The sequence below is a fragment of the Streptomyces sp. LARHCF249 genome (assembly GCF_052871255.1).
The window spans coordinates 277,298-300,145 of the sequence record NZ_JBIXJQ010000002.1 but is presented as its reverse complement, the minus strand read 5'-3'; the positions used below and the strand labels follow the sequence as shown (position 1 = coordinate 300,145).

16 protein-coding genes are annotated in these 22,848 nt (G+C 74.5%); 13 read left to right on the top strand and 3 right to left on the bottom strand.

The window, feature by feature from the left end; translation table 11 throughout:
* Positions 1 to 37 precede the first annotated feature (37 nt).
* Together ACIPUC_RS06190 and ACIPUC_RS06185 are read right to left on the bottom strand one after the other, a co-directional pair.
* Entirely contained in the window at positions 38 to 274 is a 237-nt protein-coding gene (locus ACIPUC_RS06190) for a hypothetical protein (protein ID WP_446587024.1), read from the bottom strand.
* A gap of 56 nt (positions 275 to 330) precedes the next feature.
* Positions 331 to 2,301 carry a 4-alpha-glucanotransferase gene (locus ACIPUC_RS06185; protein ID WP_446587023.1) on the bottom strand — a complete coding sequence of 657 codons (1,971 nt, stop codon included), beginning with the start codon at positions 2,299 to 2,301 and terminating at the stop codon, positions 331 to 333.
* Positions 2,302 to 2,539: 238 nt separating this feature from the next.
* Here ACIPUC_RS06185 and ACIPUC_RS06180 point away from each other — a divergent pair, with 238 nt between their 5' ends.
* On the top strand, positions 2,540 to 5,536 hold the full coding sequence (locus ACIPUC_RS06180) for a beta-N-acetylglucosaminidase domain-containing protein (RefSeq protein WP_446587022.1): 2,997 nt from the start codon (positions 2,540 to 2,542) through the stop codon (positions 5,534 to 5,536).
* A gap of 112 nt (positions 5,537 to 5,648) precedes the next feature.
* Here the strand turns inward: ACIPUC_RS06180 and ACIPUC_RS06175 are convergent, their stop codons facing one another.
* Positions 5,649 to 6,185, bottom strand: a complete 537-nt coding sequence (locus tag ACIPUC_RS06175; RefSeq protein ID WP_362595563.1) for an HNH endonuclease — start codon at positions 6,183 to 6,185, stop codon at positions 5,649 to 5,651.
* Positions 6,186 to 6,446: 261 nt separating this feature from the next.
* Between ACIPUC_RS06175 and ACIPUC_RS06170 the strand changes: the two genes are divergently transcribed.
* From ACIPUC_RS06170 to ACIPUC_RS06115, 12 genes are all read left to right on the top strand, one after another.
* The gene (locus ACIPUC_RS06170) at positions 6,447 to 7,535 is read left to right on the top strand and encodes a mechanosensitive ion channel family protein (RefSeq protein ID WP_446587021.1); all 1,089 of its coding nucleotides are present in this window, start codon (positions 6,447 to 6,449) and stop codon (positions 7,533 to 7,535) included.
* A gap of 141 nt (positions 7,536 to 7,676) precedes the next feature.
* Positions 7,677 to 8,894: an ROK family protein gene (locus tag ACIPUC_RS06165; RefSeq protein WP_446587020.1), complete on the top strand. Its 1,218-nt coding sequence runs from the start codon at positions 7,677 to 7,679 to the stop codon at positions 8,892 to 8,894.
* A gap of 86 nt (positions 8,895 to 8,980) precedes the next feature.
* The gene (locus tag ACIPUC_RS06160) at positions 8,981 to 10,324 is read left to right on the top strand and encodes an ABC transporter substrate-binding protein (protein ID WP_446587019.1); all 1,344 of its coding nucleotides are present in this window, start codon (positions 8,981 to 8,983) and stop codon (positions 10,322 to 10,324) included.
* 5 nt (positions 10,325 to 10,329) lie between these two features.
* Positions 10,330 to 11,274: a carbohydrate ABC transporter permease gene (locus ACIPUC_RS06155; protein ID WP_446587018.1), complete on the top strand. Its 945-nt coding sequence runs from the start codon at positions 10,330 to 10,332 to the stop codon at positions 11,272 to 11,274.
* Positions 11,271 to 12,113, top strand: coding sequence for a carbohydrate ABC transporter permease (locus tag ACIPUC_RS06150; RefSeq protein WP_446587017.1), 843 nt, complete (start codon positions 11,271 to 11,273; stop codon positions 12,111 to 12,113). The genes ACIPUC_RS06155 and ACIPUC_RS06150 overlap by 4 nt, the downstream gene beginning before the upstream one ends.
* Before the next feature lie 2 nt (positions 12,114 to 12,115).
* On the top strand, positions 12,116 to 13,390 hold the full coding sequence (locus tag ACIPUC_RS06145; RefSeq protein WP_446587016.1) for a 6-phospho-beta-glucosidase: 1,275 nt from the start codon (positions 12,116 to 12,118) through the stop codon (positions 13,388 to 13,390).
* Positions 13,381 to 14,379: an N-acetylglucosamine kinase gene (locus ACIPUC_RS06140; RefSeq protein WP_446587015.1), complete on the top strand. Its 999-nt coding sequence runs from the start codon at positions 13,381 to 13,383 to the stop codon at positions 14,377 to 14,379. Before ACIPUC_RS06145 ends, ACIPUC_RS06140 begins: the two co-directional genes overlap by 10 nt.
* A 175-nt stretch (positions 14,380 to 14,554) precedes the next feature.
* Entirely contained in the window at positions 14,555 to 15,964 is a 1,410-nt protein-coding gene (locus ACIPUC_RS06135) for a hypothetical protein (protein WP_446587014.1), read from the top strand.
* A 134-nt stretch (positions 15,965 to 16,098) separates the two neighbouring features.
* Positions 16,099 to 17,049 carry a glutamate ABC transporter substrate-binding protein gene (locus tag ACIPUC_RS06130; RefSeq protein ID WP_446587633.1) on the top strand — a complete coding sequence of 317 codons (951 nt, stop codon included), beginning with the start codon at positions 16,099 to 16,101 and terminating at the stop codon, positions 17,047 to 17,049.
* 71 nt (positions 17,050 to 17,120) lie between these two features.
* Positions 17,121 to 18,368 carry a hypothetical protein gene (locus ACIPUC_RS06125; RefSeq protein WP_446587013.1) on the top strand — a complete coding sequence of 416 codons (1,248 nt, stop codon included), beginning with the start codon at positions 17,121 to 17,123 and terminating at the stop codon, positions 18,366 to 18,368.
* On the top strand, positions 18,365 to 21,286 hold the full coding sequence (locus tag ACIPUC_RS06120) for a tetratricopeptide repeat protein (RefSeq protein ID WP_446587012.1): 2,922 nt from the start codon (positions 18,365 to 18,367) through the stop codon (positions 21,284 to 21,286). Before ACIPUC_RS06125 ends, ACIPUC_RS06120 begins: the two co-directional genes overlap by 4 nt.
* A gap of 9 nt (positions 21,287 to 21,295) precedes the next feature.
* Positions 21,296 to 22,807: a protein phosphatase 2C domain-containing protein gene (locus ACIPUC_RS06115; RefSeq protein ID WP_446587631.1), complete on the top strand. Its 1,512-nt coding sequence runs from the start codon at positions 21,296 to 21,298 to the stop codon at positions 22,805 to 22,807.
* The last annotated feature ends 41 nt before the right edge of the window (positions 22,808 to 22,848 follow it).

Here is a 22,848-nt window from a genome sequence, read left to right as displayed (position 1 = left end):
AGTCCAGCGGTGCCGGTCCGCGAAGGACCGGCCCGGATCAGCTCTCCTGCTGCTTGCGCGACTTGTCGCCGACCATCACGAGACCCGCGATGACCAGGAACAGGACGATCGGCGCGGCCACGAACAGGCCGAGCGTCTCGCCGACGCTCAGGCCGGCACCCGGGTCGTCACCGTCGTCGCGGGTCAGCGCCAGGGCGGGAGACGTCATCAGCAGCATCATCAGCGTCGTTCCGGCCGTGACGGCGCCGGCGCGCAGAGCGTTCTTCTTGTCCACGGTGCAAACGTAGCGAACGTCTGAACGGCCCGCGCGCCCGGGGGTGCCGTACGGGGTCACCCGCCCGGGGCGAGTCCCGCCCGCACCGCGCTCAGCAGGGCGTTCGCCCGCGGCGAGGCCGCCAGCTCCTCCAGGGCCAGCGGCCGTCCCGCGGCATCGGCGACCGGGAGCCGCCAGTTGGGGTACTGGTCCCACGTACCCGGCAGGTTCTGCGGCCGCCGGTCCCCCACCGCGTCCGGCAGCCATACGCCGACCAGCCGCGCGGGGGTGCGCAGCAGGAAGGCGTACAGGGCCCGTACGGCGGCCTCCTCGCCCTTGGTGTCCAGGCCGAGGCGGTCCAGCACGGCCAGCCACTCGGCGGTGTCGGCGGCGTCCTGCTCCCGTTCCCGCTCCATCGGGCGGGTCAGCAGGCCCAGCCGTTCGCGCAGTTCCACATGGGTGCCGGCCAGCTTGGCGGCGGTGGGCGGCAGATCGTGGGTGGTGGCCGTGGCCAGGCAGTCGGCCCGCCAGGCGCGCGGGGCCAGCGGGCTGCCGTCGCCCGCCCAGTCCCGCTCGAACCACAGCACCGAGGTCCCGAGCACCCCGCGCCGGGCGAGGGCGGCACGGACCCCCGGCTCCACGGTGCCGAGGTCCTCGCCGATGACCAGGGAGCCGGCCCGGTGGGCCTCCAGCACCAGGATCGCCAGCATGGCCTCGCCGTCGTAGCCGACGTACGTGCCCTCGGCGGGCGGGCTGCCCTCCGGGATCCACCAGAGCCGGAACAGGCCCATGACATGGTCGATCCGCAGGGCCCCGGCGTACCGGAACACCCCGCGCAGCAGGGCCCGGAAGGGGGCGTAGCCGGTGGCGGCCAGCCGGTCCGGGCGCCACGGGGGCAGACCCCAGTCCTGGCCGCGGGCGTTGAAGGCGTCCGGCGGGGCGCCGACGGAGATGCCGCGGGCGTGGAAGGGGCCGGTGCGGGCGTCCGAGCCGTCGGGATGCACCCCGACGGCCAGGTCGTGCACGATGCCCACGGCCATCCCGGCCGCGCGGGCGGCCCGCTGGGCGGCGGCGAGCTGGGTGTCGGCCAGCCAGACCAGCCAGCGGTGGAAGTCGAGGCCCTCGCCCGGGTCCTCCCCGGCCGCGGCCGCGCACCAGGCGGCGTGCTTGTCCAGCGGCGGGCCCTGCTCGGCGCGGAACTCGACGTAGGCGGCCTCTCTTTCGGGCGTGCGCGGGACGGCGTACAGCAGCTCCAGGGCCCGGCGCTTGAGGTCCCAGACGGCGTCCCGGTCGATCAGCGCGCCCTTCTCCAGGACCTCGCGGCGCAGCTCGCCGCCCTGCTGGGCCAGTTCGGCGAGGGCTTCGCGCTCGGGGCAGTCGGCGTACTCCGGAACGTCCTCGATCCGCACGTGCACCGGGTCCGGGAATCGGCGCGAGGACGGCCGGTAGGGCGACGGGTCGGTCGGCGTGCCGGGCACGGCCGCGTGCAGCGGGTTGACCTGGATGAAGCCGGCGCCGTGGGTCCGGCCGGCCCAGCGGGCGAGTTCCGCGAGGTCGCCGAGGTCGCCCATGCCCCAGGAGTGCTCGGAGAGCAGGGAGTAGAGCTGGACGAGCAGCCCGTGGGCCCGCTCGGGCGCGGCGGGGGCCTGGTCCGGGGCCACCACCAGGGTGGCCCCGGCGGCCCGCCCGTCGGGCGCCTGCGCGGCCACCCGGTGCACCCCGAGGGGCAGCGCGGGGCTCCACGGCACGGACTCCCCGCCGTCCTCCAGCTCCACCCGGACCCGGGTGCCGGGCGGCAGCGCGGCCAGGGCGGGCGGGGCGGGATCCCCCCGCCAGTGCACCAGGGTCGGCGGCAGCAGCCGTACGGCCCTGTCCCGCTCGGCCTCGTCGGCCGCAGCCCGGATGTCGCCGGGGGTGTCGGTGACCACCCCGAGCAGACCGAGTACCGCCTTCACGGTGGCCTCCGGGACCTGGACGGTGACGTCCGCGGCGGGCTGGTAGGCGGTGGCGATGCCGTGCAGGGCCGCGAGCCGGGCCAGGTCGTCCATCGACTGCACTCCTTCGTGCGTGAGGCATGAGGGATGAGGGGGAATCAGAAGCGTGGTGCAGAAAGGGGGGACACCGCCTGGGAACACCGCAGAACATCGCAGCTCTACCCACTCGGGGGCATCGCATTCCTGGCGTATCCCGGTCAGATCGCCCGCCCACATTGACACTCCGCCCGCACGGGTGGTGGGCTCGGGCTCGTTCGTGCGAGCGGGGGACGTCTCGGGACGAGGAGGCTCTGTGCAGCTCAGGGGCAGGAAGCGGGCGACGGCCGCCGCCGTCGCGGTGATCGGATCGCTGCTCGGCGGGGCCGTGGCGGCCGCGCCGCGCGGGGTCTCCGCGGCGCCCTTCGTGCCCGCCGCACCGGGCACCCCGGCCGTGGATCCGGCCTTCGGAGCCGCCGGGCCCGTGCTCGACCCCCGGGCCGACGCCGTGCGCAGCCCCGCCGAGGGCCCCGTCGTGTGGCCCCGGCCGCAGTCGATGGCCGCCGACCCGGCGCGCGCGGTGCCGTTGGGCGCGGAGGCCGTGCTGGTGGCCCCGTCCGACGCCGATCCGTACGCGGTCCAGGTGGTCCGCGACGCCTTGCGCGCAGCGGGCGTACGGACCCTGCACGAGCGGGCCCCGGGGGACCGGCTGCCCGAACGGGGCACCGTCGTACGGCTCCAGGGCCCGGACGCGCAGGAGGCGCTGCGGGCGCTGGGCGCGGCCGAAGCCGGTGACCTGCCGGACGGGGGCTACCGGCTGGCCGTGGGGCGGCCCGGCGGCCGGGACACCGTCGCGCTGGCCGGCGCGGGAGGGGACGGGCTGTTCCACGCGGCGCAGACACTGCGGGCCGTCCTCGCCGGGGGCGGGGCCAAGGTGCCCGGCGTGCTGGTGCGGGACTGGCCCGCCGCGCCCGTACGGGGCATCGCGGAGGCGTTCTACGGGGAGCCCTGGACGCAGGAACAGCGGCTGGCCCAGTTGGACTTCATGGGCCGCACCAAGCAGAACCGGCTGCTGCTGGCGCCCGGCGACGACCCGTACCGGACGACGGCCTGGCGCCAGGAGTACCCGCGCGAACAGCAGGAGGAGTTCCGGGCGCTGGCCGAACGGGCCCGCGCCAACCGGGTCGTCCTGGGCTGGGCGGTGACGCCCGGCCAGTCGATGTGCCTGTCCTCGGCGGCCGACCGGGCGGCGCTCGCGCGCAAGCTGGACGCCATGGGGGAGCTGGGCTTCCGCGCCTTCCAGGTGCAGTTCCAGGACGTCAGTTACACCGAGTGGGGCTGCGAGGAGGACCGGGAGCGGTTCGGCAAGGGCCCGAAGGCGGCCGCGCAGGCGCACGCGGAGGTCGCGGGCGAGCTGGCGGCCCACCTGGCCGCGCGCCATCCGGATGCGGCCCCGCTGTCGCTGCTGCCGACGGAGTTCTACCAGGAGGGCGCCACCGCCTACCGGACGGCCCTGGCGGGCGCGTTGGACCCGCGGGTGGAGGTGGCCTGGACGGGCGTGGGCGTGGTGCCGCGCACGATCAGCGGCAAGGAGCTGGCCGGGGCGCGCTCGGCGATGGGGCACCCGCTGGTCCTCATGGACAACTATCCGGTCAACGACTGGGACCCGGGCCGGATCTTCCTCGGGCCGTACACGGGCCGCGAGCCGGCGGTCGCGGGCGGCTCGGCGGCCCTGCTGGCCAACGCCATGCCGCAGGGCACCTTGTCGCGCATCCCGCTGTTCACGGCGGCGGACTTCGCCTGGAACCCGCGCGGCTACCGGCCCGGGGAGTCCTGGGCGGCGGCGGTGCGGGAGTTGGCGGGCCCGGACGCGCATGCGCGCGAGGCGGTCGCGGCGCTGGCCGGGAACAGCGCCGCGTCGGGTTTGAAGCAGGAGGAGTCCGCGTACCTGGCGCCGCTCGTCGAGCAGTTCTGGAAGGCCCGCGCGGCGGGCGACCCGGCGGCCGGGACCGAGCTGCGCAAGGCGTTCACCGTCCTGCGCGAGGCGCCCGGCCGGCTGCCGGCCCTGGCGGGCGAGGCGGGGCCGTGGCTGGAGCGGCTGTCGCGCTACGGGGCGGCGGGCGAGCTGGCGGTGGACGTCCTGCGGGCGCAGGCCCGCGGCGACGGGTCGGCCGCATGGCAGGCCTCCCAGGCGCTGACGCGCGCCCGGCGGGCGCTGGCCGAGGAGGGCCCGGCCAGGGTGGACCAGGCCGTCATGGACCCCTTCCTGGCGAAGGCGGTGGAGGAGGCGGACGCCTGGACCGGGGCCGCCCGTCCGGCGGGCGAGGTGACGAAGGACGCGCAGGCCTGGACGGTACGGCTGGACGCGGAGCGCCCGGTGGCCGCGGTGACGGTGATGACGGAGCCGCTGCCTGCGGGGGCCCGGGGCGCGGCGGTGGAGGCCCATGTTCCGGGCGAGGGCTGGCGCAAGGTGGGCGAGGCCGCGCCGTCGGGCTGGACCCAGGTGGACACGGCGGGGCTGCGCGCCGACGCGGTGCGGCTGTCCTGGGCGGGGGCCGGGGCGGCGCCGGCCGTGCACGGGGTGGTCCCGTGGCCGGCGGACGGCCCCCGGGCCCGTTTCGAACTGGCGGACGGGGGCCTGGCCGTCGCCGAGATCGGCGGCGCGCCGCGGCAGGTGTCGGCGGAGCTGACCGCCGTGGGGCCCGGGGAGGTCCGCGGGCCGCTGTCGGCCCAGCCGCCGCAGGGCATCGAGGTCCGCCTGCCGGCGGCCGCGGTGGCCCCGCGCGGCGGCCGGGCATCGATCCCGTTCGAGGTCGTGGCCGGTCCGGCCGTCGCGCCGGGCACCTACCAGGTGCCGGTGGTCTTCGGCGGGGAGTCCCGGACGCTGACGGTGCGGGCGGTGCCGCGCACCGGGGGTCCGGACCTGCTGCGGGGCGCGCGGCCGAGCTCCTCCGCCGACGAGACGCGGGACTTCCCCGCCTCTGCCGCCGTGGATGGCTCCCCTTCGACCCGCTGGTCCTCACCGGCGGTGGACGGGGCCTGGTGGCAGGCGGAACTCCCGTCTCCGGCCCGCGTGGGTCGGCTGGAGCTGCACTGGCAGGAGGCGTACCCGTCGGCGTACCGGGTGGAGACCTCGCCTGACGGGGCGACCTGGCACCGGGCCGCCGCCGTCCCGTCCTCCCGGGGCGGCGCCGAAACCGTCCGCCTGGACGCCGGGCCGGACACCCGCTTCGTGCGCGTCACGTGCGAGCGCCGCGCGACGCGGTACGGCTGCTCCCTCTGGTCGGCGGAGGCCTACGCGGTCACGCCGTAGCGGTGCGGCGCCGCTTCCTGGGGCTCCGCCCCGGCAACCGGCCGCGGGCCGGGGAACGGGTGCGGCCCGGCGGGGTTGCGGGGCGGAGCCCCGGACAGGCCGGGCCGCGGGGTCAGGACGCCGCGACCCCGATGCGCTCCAGCGCATCCTCGGCCCCGTACGGCTGGAGGTACGGCATCCACCGCGGATCCCGGTGCCCCGTCCCGATGATGCGCCAGGCCAGCCCGGACGGCGGAGCCGGCTGGTGGCGGAGGCGCCAGCCGAGGTCGACCAGGTGCCGGTCGGCCTTGACGTGGTTGCACCGGCGGCAGGCGGCGACGACGTTGTCCCACGCGTGCTGGCCGCCCCGGCTGCGCGGGATGACGTGGTCGACGCTGGTGGCGACGGCACCGCAGTACATGCAGCGGCCGCCGTCCCGCGCGAACAGGGCGCGCCGGGTGAGCGGAACGGGCCCCCGGTAGGGGACCCGCACGAAGCGCTTGAGCCGGACCACGCTGGGCGCGGGGACGACTCTGGTCGCGCTGTGCAGATAGGCGCCGGATTCCTCCAGGGAGACCGCTTTGTTCTCCAGGACGAGGACGAGCGCGCGGCGGAGCGGTACGACGCCGAGGGGCTCGTACGACGCGTTGAGGACCAGGACGTGCGGCACGGACTGCCTCCTTGTACGCCGGCGGCGCGTGGCTCGCGCCGGGACGATCTGCTCTCCAGTCTCTCCTTATGGCTGGTCGAAGCGCCACCACGCGCCCGTAACGGGTCCGAGGTGTTTTCAACCACACCCACGTCATCCCCAGGTGAGCCTGGTCTCTCCCTCGAACACTGCGTCGGGGTGAAGGTAATGCCCCGTTAGTGTGGTTGGTCTGTGCGCATATCCCCTCCGCGGACAGACCGCTACATCTGGAGGTTTTCCGCCGTGCCCTGGCCTGCCACCCTGCTGCCCCTGGCATCCAACACCCCGGACGCGTCCACGACCCTCAAGGAGACGCACGAGAGCGTCACCGAGGCGGCGAGCTTCATCGAGCAGAACTGGGCCACCTGGCTGAGCATCGGCCTGCGCATTCTGCTGATCGTCGTGATCGCGGCGGCCCTGCGCTCGGTGGTCCGCAAAGCGCTGACCAAGCTGATAAACCGGATGAACACCAGCGCCGAGGCGGTCGAAGGAACCGCGCTGGGCGGGCTGCTGGTCAACGCCGAGCGGCGCCGCCAGCGTTCGGAGGCGATCGGCTCGGTGCTCCGCTCGGTGGCCTCGTTCCTGATCCTCGGCACGGCCGCGCTGATGGTGCTGGCGGCGCTGAAGATCGACCTGGCGCCGCTGCTGGCGAGTGCCGGTGTGGCCGGTGTGGCGATCGGTTTCGGCGCCCGGAACCTGGTGACGGACTTCCTGTCCGGCGTGTTCATGATCATGGAGGACCAGTACGGCGTCGGGGACAAGATCGACGCCGGGGTGGCCTCGGGCGAGGTCATAGAGGTCGGCCTGCGGGTGACCAAGCTGCGCGGGGACAACGGCGAGATCTGGTACGTGCGCAACGGCGAGATCAAGCGGATCGGCAACCTCAGCCAGGGCTGGGCCACCGCGACCGTGGACGTCCAGGTCAAGCCGTCGGAGAGCCTGCCCCGGATCCGCGAGGTGGTCCAGGAGGTCGCCGACACCCTGGCGAAGGAGTCCCCGTGGAACGAGCACCTGTGGGGCCCGGTGGAGGTGCTGGGCCTGGACGAGGTGCTGCTGGCCTCGATGACGGTGAAGGTGTCGGCGAAGACGATGCCCGGCAAGCAGTTCGCGGTGGAGCGCGAGCTGCGCTGGCGGATCAAGGAGGCCTTCGACGCCGCCGGCATCCGGATCATCGGCGGCCTGCCGGCGGACGGGGAAGAAGAGGCGGCGGCGGACCCGTCCGCCGCGGTCGCCGCGCCGTCCGCGCTGTCCAACCCGGCCTCCCCGCAGTCCCTGGCCACGGCGCCGATCCCGCCGCAGGCCGCCGCCGGGGGTCCCCGCATCACCAAGTAGCCGCCCCCCGCTCCGTGCCGCTGCCCCGCAGGCCGTCCGTCGGAAGGACACAGCCTGCGGGGCAGCGGCATTGACAGAGCCGGAACAGCAATAGGAAACTTACCTAACAGTCACTCCGGTGAGGGAGAGAGAGTCAGCATCATGCCCGCCGCCACGCCCGGAACACCCAGCCTGCTGCGCGCCATGAACGACCGGGCCGCGCTCGAGCTGCTCCTGACCCACGGACCGCTGTCCCGGACCCGGATCGGACATCTGACGGGGCTGTCCAAGCCCACCGCCTCCCAGCTCCTGGCCCGCCTGGAGGCCGCCGGACTCGTCCTGGCCACCGGCACCGACGGCGGCCGCCCCGGCCCCAACGCCCAGCTCTACGAGGTCAACCCGCGGGCCGCGTACGTCGGCGGCCTCGACGTCACCCCGGGCCGCGTACTGGCGGCCGTCGCCGACCTCGCCGGCACCGTGACCGGCACGCACGAGGTCCCGTACTCCGCGGACAAGGGCGCCATCGAGCAGGTCACCGAAGCCCTCGGCGGAGCCGTCAAGGCCGCCGGACTGCACCGCTCCGACCTGCACCGGGTGGTCATCGCCACGCCGGGCGCCTTCGACCCGCAGACCGGCCGGCTGCGCTACGCCAGCCACCTCCCCGGCTGGCACTCCCCCACGCTCCTCGAGGAACTGGCGGCGGCCCTGCCCATGCCGGTCGAGTACGAGAACGACGTCAACCTCGCCGCCGTCGCCGAGCAGCGCCTCGGCGCGGCACGCGGCCACGACGACTTCGTCCTGCTGTGGAACGAGGAGGGCCTCGGCGCCGCCCTGGTGCTCGGCGGCCGGCTGCACCGCGGCTGGACCGGCGGCGCGGGCGAGGTGGGCTTCCTGCCCGTGCCGGGGCACCCCCTGGTCCGGCAGGTCACCCGCGCCAACACCGGCGGCTACCAGGAACTGGCCGGCGTACAGGTGGTGCCCGGGCTGGCCGCGGAGCTGGGCGTCGAGGCCGCGCCGCCGCAGGCCCGGGAGCACCCGCACAGCGCGGAGGTCGCCGCCGCCGTCGCCCTGCTCGGGCAGGCCGCGGCCGCGCCCGAGGGGGCGAACCTGCGCTTCCTGCAGTCGTACGCCACCCTGCTGGCCACCGGTCTCGCCTCGCTGGTCGCCGTACTGGACCCGGAGATCGTGGTGCTCTCCGGAGCCGTGATCGCCGCGGGCGGCGACCCGCTGCGCGGCCTGCTGGAGGCCGAGCTCGCCGAACTGGCCCCGTCCCGGCCCCGGCTGGTCTCCGGCGGGGTGCCGGAGCGTCCGGTGCTGCGCGGCGCGCTGGAGAGCGCGCTGGCCGCCACCCGCGACGAGGTCTTCGACACCTCCCGCTGAACCCGCCCCTCCCCCCATGGTCGTTCCACCGTTCGCCCCTGCTGCACACCTCCCAGGAAGTCCCCCGCGCAGAGAGTGACATCGCCATGCCCAGAACCTCCCGCCTGACCACCGCCGGCGCCACCGCCGCCGCCCTCACGGCCATATCCCTCCTCGCCACCGCGTGTACCGGATCCACCGACAACGCGGCGGGTGACGACCCCGCCAAGGACGTCACCGTCAACTTCTGGCACGGCTGGTCCGCGCCCAGCGAGGTCAAGGCCATCGAGGAGAACATCAAGCGGTTCGAGGCGGCGCACCCGAACATCAAGATCAAGGTCACCGGCAACATGACCGACGACAAGATCAACCAGTCGCTGCGGGCGGGCGGCGACAAGGCGCCGGACGTGGTGTCCTCCTTCACCACCGACAGCGTGGGCAAGTTCTGCAACTCGGGCGCGTTCACCGACCTGAACCCGTTCCTGGAGAAGTCGAAGATCGACAAGGCGAAGGTCTTCCCGCAGTCCCTGCTGAACTACACCTCGTTCAACGGCAACCAGTGCACGCTGCCGCTGCTGAACGACGCCTACGGCCTCGTCTACAACAAGGACGCCTTCAAGGCGGCCGGCATCACCGCCGCGCCCAGGACCTGGAGCGAGTTCGTCGAGGTCGCGCAGAGGCTCACCAAGAGCAAGGGCGACTCGTACGAGCAGGTCGGCATCATGCCCACCTTCCACGGCTACGAGACCACCCCGATGCGGCTGGCCGCGCAGTGGGGGCCGACGTACTTCACCCCCGACGGCAAGTCCAACCTGGCCAAGGACCCGGCCTTCGCGAAGATGCTGGCCGCGCAGAAGGACCTGGTCGAGAAGCTCGGCGGGTACGAGAAGCTGGAGAAGTTCCGGGCCTCCTTCGGTGACGAGTGGGGCGCCGAGCACCCCTTCCACAAGGGCCAGGTCGCCATGCAGATCGACGGCGAGTGGCGGGCGAACATGGCCGAGGAGGCGGGCGTGGCCTTCGAGATCGGCACCGCGCCGCTGCCCGTCCCCGACGACCGGCTCGCCGACTACGGCAAGGGCTACGTCTCCGGCACGATCATGGGCATCGCCGCGGGCAGCAAGAAGCAGAACGCGTCCTGGGAACTGGTGAAGTACATGACCACCGACACCGAGGCGGTGGTGTCCTTCGCCAACGGCATCCACAACGTGCCCTCCACCCTCGAGGCGCTGAGCTCGCCGAACCTCCGGGTGGACGAGAACTTCAAGACCTTCATCGACATCGCCAGGCACCCGAAGTCGAACACCACCCCGCCGCAGGCGGACGGCGGCACCTACCAGCTGACCTTCACCGACCTGGCCTACCAGCACGAGAAGGGCGCGGTCAGCGACCTGCCCGGCGCCCTCGCCGCGACGGACGCGCAGATCGACACGGACATCGCGAAGGCGAAGTAGCCCGGATGACCACGCACACCCTGCGCACGAAACGCCGCCGGGAGGCACTGCGCACGGCGGCCTTCATGTCGCCCTGGCTGGTCGGCTTCGCCGTCTTCTTCGCCTACCCGCTCCTGTCCACCGTCTACTTCTCCTTCACGAAGTACGACGGCTTCCGGCCGCCCGTCTTCAACGGCCTGGACAACTGGACGTACGTCTTCACGCAGTACCCGCTGTTCTGGCCGGCGATGCGGAACACGCTGTGGCTGGTGGTGGTGATGGTGGCCTGCCGGGTCGTCTTCGGGCTCGGGATCGGCATGCTCATCACGAAGGTCAAGACGGGGACCGGTATCTTCCGCACCCTGTTCTACCTCCCCTACTTGGCCCCGCCGGTGGCCGCCACCCTGTCGTTCGTGTTCCTGCTGAACCCCGGCACCGGCCCGGTCAACACCCTGCTGGACGGGGCGGGCCTGGCGCAGCCCGGCTGGTTCACCGATGCCGACTGGTCCAAGCCCGCGCTGACCGTGCTCGCGGTGTGGGGCGTGGGCGACCTGATGGTGATCTTCATGGCCGCGCTGCTCGACGTACCGAAGGAGCAGTACGAGGCGGCCGAGCTGGACGGCGCCGGGGCCTGGCAGCGACTGCGGCACATCACCCTGCCGAACATCTCGCCGATCATCCTGTTCGCCGTGGTGACCGGCGTGATCCAGGCGATGCAGTACTACACCCAGCCGCTGGTCGCGGGGAAGGTGGCGGCCGGCGTGATCGGCGGCTCCGGCCAGCAGTTCGAGCCGGGCTACCCCGACAAGTCCACGCTGACCCTGCCGCAGATCGTCTACAACGTCGGCTTCCAGCGCTTCGACTACGGCACGGCCTGTGTGCTCGCCCTCGTCCTGTTCACCCTGTGCATGGCCTTCACGGCCCTGCTGATGCGCCGCCGCGGCGGCCTGATCGGAGGTGGGCACCGATGACGCCCGCGCACCGGCGCGCAACCGTACTCCGGTGGGTCGCCGTGCACTCGCTCGCGATCGCCGCCGCGCTGTTCTTCGTCCTGCCCTTCGTCTTCGTCTTCCTCACCTCGCTGATGACCGATCAGCAGGCCCTCACCCGCGACCTGGTACCGGACACCTGGGTCTGGGAGAACTACGCGAAGGTGTGGGACACCCCCGGCTTCCTGACCTGGTGGCGCAACACCCTGCTGTACGCCGGTCTGGGCACGCTGCTGACCGTGGCGTCCTCGATCCCGGTGGCCTACGCGCTCGCCAAGTTCCGCTTCCGTGCGCAGCGGTTTTCGCTGCTGCTGGTCATCGCCATGATGATGCTGCCGCCCCAGGTCGTGATCATCCCGATGTACCTCTTCTGGGCCAAGCAGCTCGACCTCTCGGGCACCCTGTGGCCGCTGATCATCCCGCTGGCCTTCGGCGACGCCTTCTCCATCTTCCTGCTCCGGCAGTTCCTGCTGACCATCCCCGACGAGTACCTGGACGCGGCCCGCGTCGACGGCTGCGGCGAGCTGCGCGCACTGCTGCGGGTCGTGCTGCCGATGGCGAAGCCGGGCATCGCCGCGGTCGCCCTGTTCTCGTTCTTCTGCCTGTGGAACGACTACTTCGGCCCGCAGATCTACGCCTCCGACAATCCGGCCGCCTGGACCCTCAGCTACGGACTGGAGTCCTTCAAGGGAGCGCACCACACGAACTGGAACCTGACCATGGCCGCGACCGTGATGGTCATGGCCCCCGTGATCGTCCTCTTCTTCTTCGCCCAGAAGGCGTTCGTCGAGGGAGTCACCCTGACCGGAGTGAAAGGCTAGGCATGAAACTCGCAGTGGTGGGCGGCGGTTCCACCTACACCCCCGAGCTGATCGACGGCTTCGCGCGGCTGCAGGACACCCTGCCCGTCAGCGAGCTGGTGCTGATCGACCCCGCCACCGAACGGCTGGAGCTGATCGGCGGCCTGGCCCGGCGCATCTTCGCCCGGCAGGGGCACCCGGGGCTGATCACCACCACCTCCGACCTCGACGCCGGGGTGGCGGGCGCCGACGCCGTCCTGCTCCAGCTGCGCATCGGCGGCCAGGCCGCCCGGCTCCAGGACGAGACCTGGCCGCTGGAGTGCGGCTGCGTCGGGCAGGAGACCACGGGCGCCGGCGGGCTCGCCAAGGCGCTGCGCACCGTTCCGGTGGTCCTCGACATCGCCGAGCGGGTCCGGCGGGCCAGCCCGGACGCCTGGATCATCGACTTCACCAACCCGGTCGGCATCGTCACCCGGGCCCTGCTCCAGGCCGGTCACAAGGCCGTCGGGCTGTGCAACGTCGCGATCGGCTTCCAGCGGAAGTTCGCGGCCCTGCTCGACCTGGCGCCGGCCGACATCCACCTGGACCACGTGGGGCTCAACCACCTCACCTGGGAGCTGGGGGTGCGCCGGGGCGGCCCGGACGGCGAGGACCTGCTGCCGCGGCTGCTCGCCGGGCACGGGGAGGCCATCGCCGGGGACCTCCGGCTGCCGCGTGCCGTCCTGGACCGGCTGGGCGTCGTACCGTCGTACTACCTGCGGTACTTCTACGCGCACGACGAGGTCGTGCGCGAGCTGGCGACCAAGCCCTCGCGGGCGGCCGAGGTCGCCGCGATGGAGCGGGAACTGCTCGCCCTGTACGGGGACCCCGCGCTGGACGAGAAGCCCGCGCTGCTGGCGCGGCGCGGCGGCGCGTTCTACTCGGAGGCGGCCGTGGACCTGGCGGCCTCGCTGCTGGGCGACGGGACCGCCGGCGGACCGGCCGTGCAGGTGGTCAACACGCTCAACAACGGCACCCTGCCCTTCCTGCCGGACGACGCGGTGGTCGAGGTACAGGCACGGGTCGACGGCTCGGGCGCGCGGCCGCTCGCCGTGCCCGCCCTGGACCCGCTGTACGCCGGGCTGATCGCGCACGTGGCGGCGTACGAGGACCTCGCGCTGGACGCGGCGCTGCGCGGCGGCCGCGAGCGCGTCTTCCGGGCGCTGCTGGCCCACCCGCTGGTGGGTCAGTTCGACCGTGCCGAGGGGCTGACGGACCGGCTCCTCGCGCACAACAAGGAACACCTGGCATGGGCGTGACCCGGCCCCTGCCCGCGGCGGTGCTGGCCGTCGACGCGGGAAACAGCAAGACGGACGTGGCGCTCGTCGGCCCCGACGGCTCGGTGCTGCGCTCCGGTCAGGCCGGGGGCTTCCAGCCGTTCCGTACGGGGGTGGCCGCGGCCGTCGACGTGCTGGCGGAGGCGATGGCCGACGCGGGACTGGACCCCGGCGCGGCGGACGGGCCGTGCGCCGAGCACGTGTCGGCCTGTCTGGCCAACGCCGATTTCCCGGTGGAGGAGCGGACGCTGGCGGCCGAGATCCGGGGCCGGAACTGGGGCCGCTCCACGACGGTGTACAACGACACCTTCGCGCTGCTGCGCGCCGGGCTGCCCGCGGGCGCCGAGCCGCGCGGCGTCGCGGTGGTGTGCGGGGCGGGCATCAACTGCGCCGGGATGACCCCGGACGGGCGGACGGCGCGCTTCCCGGCGGTCGGCCGGATCTCGGGCGACTGGGGCGGCGGGGGCGGACTGGCCGAGGAGGCCCTGTGGTGGGCGGCCCGGGCCGAGGACGGGCGGGGCGAGCCGACCGAACTGGCCCGGGCGCTGCCGGCGCACTTCGGACAGGACTCCATGTACGCGCTGATCGAGTCGCTGCACCTGGGCCGGATCCCGGGCGGGCGGCGGCACGAAGTGGCCCCGCTGCTGTTCTCGGTGGCGGCCGCCGGGGACCCGGTGGCGGTGTCGCTGGTGCACCGGCAGGCGGACGAGGTCGTGGCCATGGCGGCGGTGGCGCTGGCCCGCCTGGACCTGCTCGACCAGGAGGTTCCCGTGGTGCTCGGCGGCAGCGTGCTGGCCGCCCGGCATCCGCAGCTGGGCGACCGGATCGCGGCGGGCCTCGCCGAACGGGCACCGCGCGCCCGGGTGTCGGTGGTGACGGCTCCTCCGGTCCTGGGGGCCGGACTGCTGGGGCTGGACGCGCTCGGCTCGCCGGACGGCGCCCACGGAAAACTGCGTGCCCATTTCGGGTGAACCGGCCCCTGGGGGCGGCTGGTCTGGAACCGTGGCGGTCGTACGGACGTATTGACGTTGAAGGGGCGGCGGGGGCGGCCACGGGTCAGATCACCCAAGATCCGGCACCGGGTGGTGTGGCCGACCGCCGATGCGGCCATACTGCTGCGGAGCAAGGACCAAGGGGGAGGTCACGGTGGCCGTCACATCACGCGCGCCCGCGCCCGGGGGCGGCGGCGACGTGTCGCCCGCCGGGCCGCCGGCGGCGCCGCCCGGTGCACCGCCGGGGCGGAGAACCGCCTGGTCGGAGGGTGTGGAGGAGCTGCGCCGCGCGGCCACCACCGAGCCCGGCCGGCTGCGGATCATCGGCGCCGTACTGGCCGCCCTCATCGTGCTGTTCGGCTCGGTGGGCCTGTGGGAGGTCTCCGGCCGGAGCACCGCCGCCGAGCACGTCGTGGGCCGCAGTCAGCCGCTGAGCGCGGACGCGGCGAGCATCTACCGCTCCCTCGCGGACGCCGACACGGCCTCCTCCAGCGGCTTCCTGCTGGGTGCCACGGAGGAGCGCGAGGTCCGACTGCGGTACGAACGGGACATCGCCAACGCCTCCCGGCTGCTGGTCAGCGCGGCCGCCAACACCGGCGGCAGCCAGGACTCCCGCGACCAGATCACCCTGCTGAGCGAGCAGCTGCCGCGCTACACCGGCCTGATCGAGCAGGCCCGGGCCGCCAACCGGCAGGGCCTGCCGCTGGGCGGCGCCTATCTCCGGTACGCGAACGAGCAGATGACCACCCAGCTGCTGCCGGCCGCGCAGCGGCTGTACGAGGCGGAGACGGCCCGGCTCTACTCGGACTACGACGACTCCCGGTCCTGGCCGCTGGCCTCGCTCGCCGCGGGCCTGGTCGCGCTGGCCGCCCTGGTGTGGGCGCAGCGGCGCACCTACCGGCGTACGAACAGGGTCTTCAACCACGGCCTGCTGGCGGCGACGGCCGCGTCCGTGGTGGTGCTGCTGTGGCTGGCCGTGGGGCACACGGTGGCGCGGGCGTCGCTGAGCGAGGCCCGCGCGCAGGGGCAGGAGTCGCTGAAGGTGCTCAACGACGCGCGGATCGCCTCCCTCCAGGCGCGGGCCGGGGAGAACCTGACGCTGATCGCGCGCGGCGCCGTCCTGGCCGCGGACACGAAGTCCGACAAGTACGACGTGGACTTCACGACGAACATGAAGGAGCTGGACGCCGGGCTGGCGAGGGCGCTGCGGCTGGCCGACGACGAGGCCGGCCGGGGCCCCGTGACGCGTGCCGCGGACGGTGTGGAACTGTGGAAGCAGCGGCACACGGCGGCCCGGGAGGCGGACTTGAAGGGGGACTACGAGGCCGCGCTGGCCCAGGTCGTCGGGGACAAGGACCACAAGGACAGCAGCGGGGCCGCCTTCGACACGGTGGACGCCTCGCTGGAGCAGGCGGTGGCCCACGAGCAGCGGGAGTTCACCCGGGCGGCCCGGGACGGGCTCGGCGCGCTGGGCGGCCTGCTGACCGGGATGGCCGTCCTCGCCGTCGTCGGCGCGGCGGCGGCGCTGCTCGGCATCGGGCGCAGGCTTTCGGAGTACAGGTGAGAGCGATGCGGACACGGGCGATGCGGGACTCCCAGGGCTCCGGGGCCTCGGGAGGCGGCGAGAACCGCCCCGGCGCGCCGTCGCGGCTGCGGCGGGCGGCGCGCCGGCTGCGCGGCTGGGGCGGGGTGAGCGCGATGGCCGTGGCCTGCGCGGTGACTGCCGCGACCGTGCTGCTGCCGCTGGCCCAGGCGACGCCGGGCGGCGGAGGTACGGCGGCGGTCCGCGGGCCCGCGTCGGCGGCGGCCCCGGCCGCGCCCGGGGCGCCCGCCGACACCTGCCAGGATCCGGAGGCCAGCCTGCGCCCGTCCGGTCTGGACGGCGCGGCGATCGCGCGGATCAAGGCGGCGGGCAAGCTCGTCGCGGGCGTGGACCAGAACAGCTTCCGCTGGGGCTACCGCAACCAGGCCGCGGAGGGCGGCGGGCTCGACGGCTTCGACATCGACCTGGTGAAGGCCGTCGCCAAGGACATCCTGGGCGACCCGAACGCGGTCATCTACCGGGCCATCCCGACCAGTCAGCGCATCCCGGCGCTCCAGGAGGGCCGCGTCGACATCGTCGTGCGGACCATGACCATCAACTGCAAGCGGCTGGAGGAGGTCGCCTTCTCGACGGCCTACTTCGAGGCCGGGCAGCAGGTGCTGGCCCCCAAGGGCTCGCCGATCACCGGGTACGACACCTCGCTGAAGGACCAGCGGATCTGCTTCGCCGCCGGTTCCACGGCCGAGGCCACCCTCAAGGCCCAGTCGTACGGCTCCGTGCCGGTCACCGTGCCCAACCAGCTGGACTGCCTGGTCCGGCTCCAGCTGGGCGAGGTGGACGGCATCGTCACGGACAACGCCCTCGCGGCCGGCCAGGCGGCGCAGGACCCGTCGGTGCGGCTGGTCGGCTCGCCGTTCACCCGCGAGTTCTACGGCGTGGCGATGAACAAGGACGCCGCCGACCTGGTGCGCCGGGTCAACAAGGTGCTGGAGGAGTACCGTTCGGGCGGCAACGAGAGCCCCTGGATGAAGTCGTACCTCAAGCACCTGCAACCCGTGCTGCCCGGCGTGACCGCGCCGCCCGCACCCAAGTACCGGGACGGCTGAGGCCGGTGGCGGGCACGGAGTCGGACACGGAAGCGGAGGCACAGTCATTGGAGTCGTGGTCGTCGGCAGTGATGGACCGGGACGGCGTCGACCGTGCCCTGGCCCGGCTGGACGCGGAGCACGAGGCCGTCGAGACCTCGCTGCTGGCCCTCCAGGACCACGCCGGGCGCCGGCTGCTGGAGGGCGCCTCGCTGACCGGGGTCACCAAGGAGCGGTGGGCGGCCGCCGACGCGGACATCACCCGGCTGTGGACGTACTTCGACGCCTACAGCGGGGCCCTGGCCGCCGCCCGGGAGATCCGCGAGCGGCGCCGCTGGCCGAACCGCGACGACCTGGTCGAGCTGACCGAGCGGCTGCGCGGGCCCGGGGTGCTGATCGCGGGCGCCGCCGTGGAGGGCGCCGGACTGGCGGAGCGGTTCTCGCTCGCCGAGCTGGTGGCCCGGATGAACGAGCTGTACGCGAGCTCGCTGGACGTGGTGGTCGCCGCCGACGCGGTGTGGTCGGCGCTGCCCGCCCGGATCGACCTGCTCGCCGCCGAGCTGCACCGCACCCGCTCGCTGGCCCACTCGGTGGGGGTGCGCCCGGGCGAGCACCCCTCCGGCGACGACCTGGAGTCCATCACCGCCGAGCTGGCGGCGCTGCGGGCCGAGGTGATCGCGGACCCGCTGGCGTTCTGGGTGCCGGCGGCCGGGAGTTCGGCGCCCGGCGGCGGCCGTCCGGACACCGGGCGCTACGACCGGGCCGCGCTCGCGCTGGAGGACGTACGCCGGGAGGTCGAGGCCGTGCTGGACGTGCGGCAGGACGCCGAGCAGCGGCTGATCAGCCTGCGGGACGTGCTCTCGCGGGCCGACCGGACCCTGGCGGAGGCGCGGACGGCCCGCGGCGAGGTACTGGCGAAGATCGCAGCGTCGGAGGTGCCCGCGGTGAGCGGCCCGCCGACGGTGTTGCAGGAGCAGCTCGCGGCGGCGGCCGAGCACCGCCGCCAGTCCCGCTGGCACCGGCTCTCCCCGCTCCTGGAGTCCCTGGAGGAACGGGCCGAGGAGGAACTGCGGCGGGCCCGTGAATCGTTGACCGCGGTGACGGCGCCGCTCGCGGTGCGGGCCGAGCTGCGCGGGCGGCTCGACGCCTACAAGGCGAAGGTGGCCCGGCACGGGCTGGCGGAGGACCCGCTGCTGATCGAGCGGTACGACACGGCCCGGCGGATGCTGTGGAGCGCGCCCTGCGACCTGCGGGCCGCCGAGCAGGCCGTCCTGCGCTACCAGCAGGCCGCGGCCGAGGCGGTGCGGGGCACGGGGGCTCCCGGAAAGGAGGGCGCATGAGCCTGATCGGAACGGCGTGCGTGCGGCCCGGCTGCCCGGGGGCGTACGAGGACATGGGCGGCGGCGGGCTCTACTGCGACACCTGCGGGCTGGCGCCGGCCGGCGCGGTCGCGGCTGGTGCGGAGGAGCTGGTGTCGCCGCCGACGGGGATGACGAGCGCGGCGCGCGGCGCGGTGCCGGGCTCCGCCGGACCGGGCGGCTCCGCCGGGACCCGGGGGTCGATGGGCTCGCAGGGGTCGCACGGTTCGCACGGCTCGGCGCGGTCCTCGGCCTCGGCGCGCTCGTCCCGCTCCTCGTCGTCGCGCCGCTCCGTGTCCGGGCGGCTCTCGCGCTCCCTGTCGGGGCCGGCGTCCACCCAGTCGGTGTCGGTGCGCAGTTCGGGTTCGGCGCCCTCGTCCTCGGGCCGGGGCCGCCTCGGCGCCGGGCTGGTCAACGTACCGGAAGTGCCGCGTCCGGACCCTTCGGCGGCGGTCCTGGAGAACCCGGAGGTGCCGGAGCGCAAGCGGTTCTGCTCGCGCGCCGACTGCGGGGCCCCGGTGGGGCGCGCCCGCGGTGACCGGCCCGGGCGGACGGAAGGGTTCTGCACCAAGTGCGGGCACCCGTACTCCTTCGTGCCCAAGCTGCGCGCGGGCGAGGTCGTGCACGGCCAGTACGAGGTGGCCGGCTGTCTCGCGCACGGCGGGCTCGGCTGGGTGTACCTGGCGGTGGACCGGGCCGTGTCGGACCGGTGGGTGGTGCTCAAGGGCCTGCTGGACACCGGCGACGAGGACGCGATGGCCGCCGCGATATCGGAGCGGCGCTTCCTCGCGGAGATCGAGCACTCCAACATCGTGCGGATCTACAACTTCGTGGAGCACCTGGACCAGCGGACCGGTTCGCTGGACGGGTACATCGTCATGGAGTACGTGGGCGGAAAATCGCTGAAGGAGATCGCCAACGAGCGGCGCCGGCCGGACGGGCGGCGGGATCCGCTGCCGGTGGAGCAGGCCTGCGCGTACGGCATCGAGGCGCTGGAGGCACTCGGCCACCTGCACAGCAGAAACCTTCTGTACTGCGACTTCAAGGTCGACAACGCGATACAGCAGCAGGACCAGCTGAAGCTGATCGACATGGGCGCGGTCCGGCGGATGGACGACGAGGAGTCGGCCATCTACGGCACGGTGGGCTACCAGGCCCCGGAGGTCGCCGAGCTGGGCCCCTCGGTCGCCTCCGACCTGTACACGGTGGCGCGCACCCTGGCCGTGCTGACCTTCGACTTCCAGGGCTACACCAATGTGTTCGCGGACTCGCTGCCGGACCCGGAGCACATCGAGGTGTTCCGGCGGTACGAGTCCTTCTACCGGCTGCTCGTCCGGGCCACCGATCCGGATCCCGGGCGGCGGTTCGCCTCCGCGCAGGAGATGGCGGACCAGCTGACGGGGGTGCTGCGGGAGGTCGTCGCCCTGCAGACGGGCCGGCCGCGGCCGCAGCTGTCCACGCTGTTCGGCCCGGAGACGCGGGTCCCGGACACCCAGCTCTTCGCGGACACGGCGGATCCGGCCGTGTCCCGCCTGGGCCTGCGGCCGCTCACCGCCCGCCGGGGCGGCAGGCTGCCCGCCCTGCGCGGCCGCGCCGCCGCCCTGCCCGGCACCACCCCGCCGGGCGGCGTCCCGCTCCCCGCCGGAACTCCCCTGCCGGAGGCGCCGGCAGCCGCGGCCCCGCTCCCGGCCGCGGCTCCCGGTCCGTGGGCGCAGGCGCCCGAGCGCGGGACGCCGCCCGGCGGCATCCCGCTGCACGCGGGCGCTCCCACTCCGGGGGCGCCGGCCGGCGCGGCCGCGGCGCTCGCCGGGGCGCCCGGCCCGTCGGGGCACACCGGGGCCGTGGCCGGGATCGGGACCAGTGCCACGCACGTGGCGGGCGCGGCGGTGCCGGGGCCCCGGCACGCGACGGCGGCCCCGGCGATGCCGCCGATGCCGTCGGCTCCCGCCACGAGCGCAGGGGTCGCACCCGTCTCCCCCGCGGGAGCGGCCCGGCGCGACACCGCGCTCGCGCTGCCCGTACCGCTGGTGGACCCGGCCGACCCCAACGCCGGTTTCCTGGCCGGGCTGCTGGCCTCCGCGCCCGGCGACCTCCTGGGCGCCCTCGGCGCGGCGCCGGCCGACTCCGCCGAACTGCGCCTGCGCGAACTGCGGGCCCGCCTCGAACTGGGCGAACTGCCGGAGGCGTCCCGCACCCTGACGGAGCTGGAGGCGCGGCATCCGGACGACTGGCGGGTGGTGTGGGCCCGCGGCGTCGCCTCGCTGGCCTGCGGGCAGGACGAGATCGCGGCCCTGTCCTTCGACGCGATCTACGACGCCTTCCCGGGCGAGCCCGCGCCGAAGCTCGCGCTGGCGCTGTGCGCGGAGGTCCTGGGCCAGCTGGACAACGCCGCCGAGTACTACCGCCTCGTCTGGACCACCGACCCCGGGTTCGTGAGCGCCGCCTTCGGCCTGGCCCGGGTCCAGCTCGCCGCAGGCGACCGGGCCGGAGCCGTGCGCACGCTGGAGTCCGTGCCCGAGGCCTCCATCCACTACACCGCCGCGCGGGTGGCCGCCGTACGCGCACGTCTGCGCGACCGGTCCCCGCAGGAGCCCCTGCTGGCCGATCTGGCGGCGGCCGCCGGGCAGGTGGAGGCGCTGCGGCGGTTCGGGCTGGATCCCGAGCGCCACGAGCGGCTCACGACGGAAGTTCTGGGCTCGGCCCTCGACTGGGTACTGTCGGGTAGCCGGGGTTCCGATCCCGGCAGCACCTCGCTGCTCGGCAGTCAACTGGACGAACGGGGACTGCGCTTCGGACTGGAGCGCTCGTACCGCGTGCTCGCACGGCTGGCACAGCGGGGCGAGGAGAGGATCGAACTGGTGGAGCGGGCAAACCGTTTCCGTCCCCGGACGTGGGTGTGATTGATGTCGATGCATCGGCTGTCGGGCTGCCCCAGCTGCGCGGAACCCCTCGAGGAGGGTGACCGTTTCTGCGGCGTCTGCGGCTACGCCGTGACCGCCCCTCCCCCGGCTGCTCCGGCCGCGGACCATCCGACGATCCCCCTCCCGCCGACTCCGCCGACTCCGCCGGCCACGGCCGGCGGCTACGGCGCCCCGGCCCCCGGCTGGGGCAGCAGCGCGACGGCCGCGCCGACCCTGGTCGACGACCCGGGCGGCCGGGCGCTCACCCCGGCGGAATCCGAGCCCGAGCCGGAACCGCGCTCGGCCGAAGCCCCGTACGCGGCCGCGGGCCACGAGGACCCGCACGGCGCCGCCACTCCCGCGGAGGGGACCCCGTGGGGCGCGGCGGAACACCCGTACGGCGCCGGGGCCGACGTCCCGCAGGCCCGGTACGACATGCCCTCCGGCGCCGGAACGCCGCCGGAGGGAACCCCCTGGGCCACGGGCGAAGCCCCGTACGAGAGCACCGGCCCCGAGCACACCACCCCGGCCGAGGCCCCGCAGGGGACCGGCGGGAAGACCTGCGTCGCCTGCCGGACCGGGTACGTGGACACCGACGGCTACTGCGAGCACTGCGGGCACGCACAGCCCCGGGAGCGCGACCACCTGGAGGAGGAGCTCGGCAGCGTGGCCGCCGTCAGCGACCGGGGCCTGCGCCACCACCGCAACGAGGACGCGTTCGCGGTCGCGGCCACCGCCCTGCCCGACGGCTCCGCCGCCACGGTGGCCATCGTCTGCGACGGCGTCTCCTCCGCGAGCCGCCCCGACGAGGCATCGGCCGCGGCGGCCGCCGCGGCCAACGAGTCCCTGCTCGACGCGCTCCCGCGCGGCGCCCACCCGCAGGAGGCCATGCACGAGGCGATCCTGGCCGCCGCGGCGGCGGTCAACGCCCTGGCCCCGGAGGTCCCCGGCGCGCAGAACGCCCCCGCCTGCACCCTGGTCGGCGCCGTCGTCAGCGGCGGCCTGCTCACCATCGGCTGGGTGGGCGACAGCCGCGCCTACTGGGTCCCGGACGACCGTGCCGCCCTGTCCCGCCGGCTCACCGAGGACGACTCCTGGGCCGCTCAGATGGTCGCGGCCGGGCTGATGGGCGAGGCCGAGGCCTACGCCGACGTCCGCGCCCACGCCATCACCGGCTGGCTCGGGGCCGACGCGTACGACCTCGAACCGCACACCGCCGTCTTCAAGCCGGACCACCCCGGCGTGGTAGTCGTCTGCACCGACGGCCTGTGGAACTACGCGGAGGCCGCCCGCGACATGGCCCAGGTGCTGCCGCCTGACGCCGCCGTCAGACCCCTGCACAGTGCGCAGGTCCTGGTGGGGCACGCCCTGGACGGCGGCGGCCACGACAACGTCACCGTCGCCGTCGTGCCGTTCGCCGCGCAGCCCGAACCGGACCCGGGACCGGGGCAGGACCCGGAAGCGGAACCGGGCGCCGGCCCGCGAGCGGAACCGGAAGCGGAAGCGTCTCCCCGGGCCTGACCCGCCCGACTCGCCTGTCCGAGCCCCTAGGAGCCCCACCG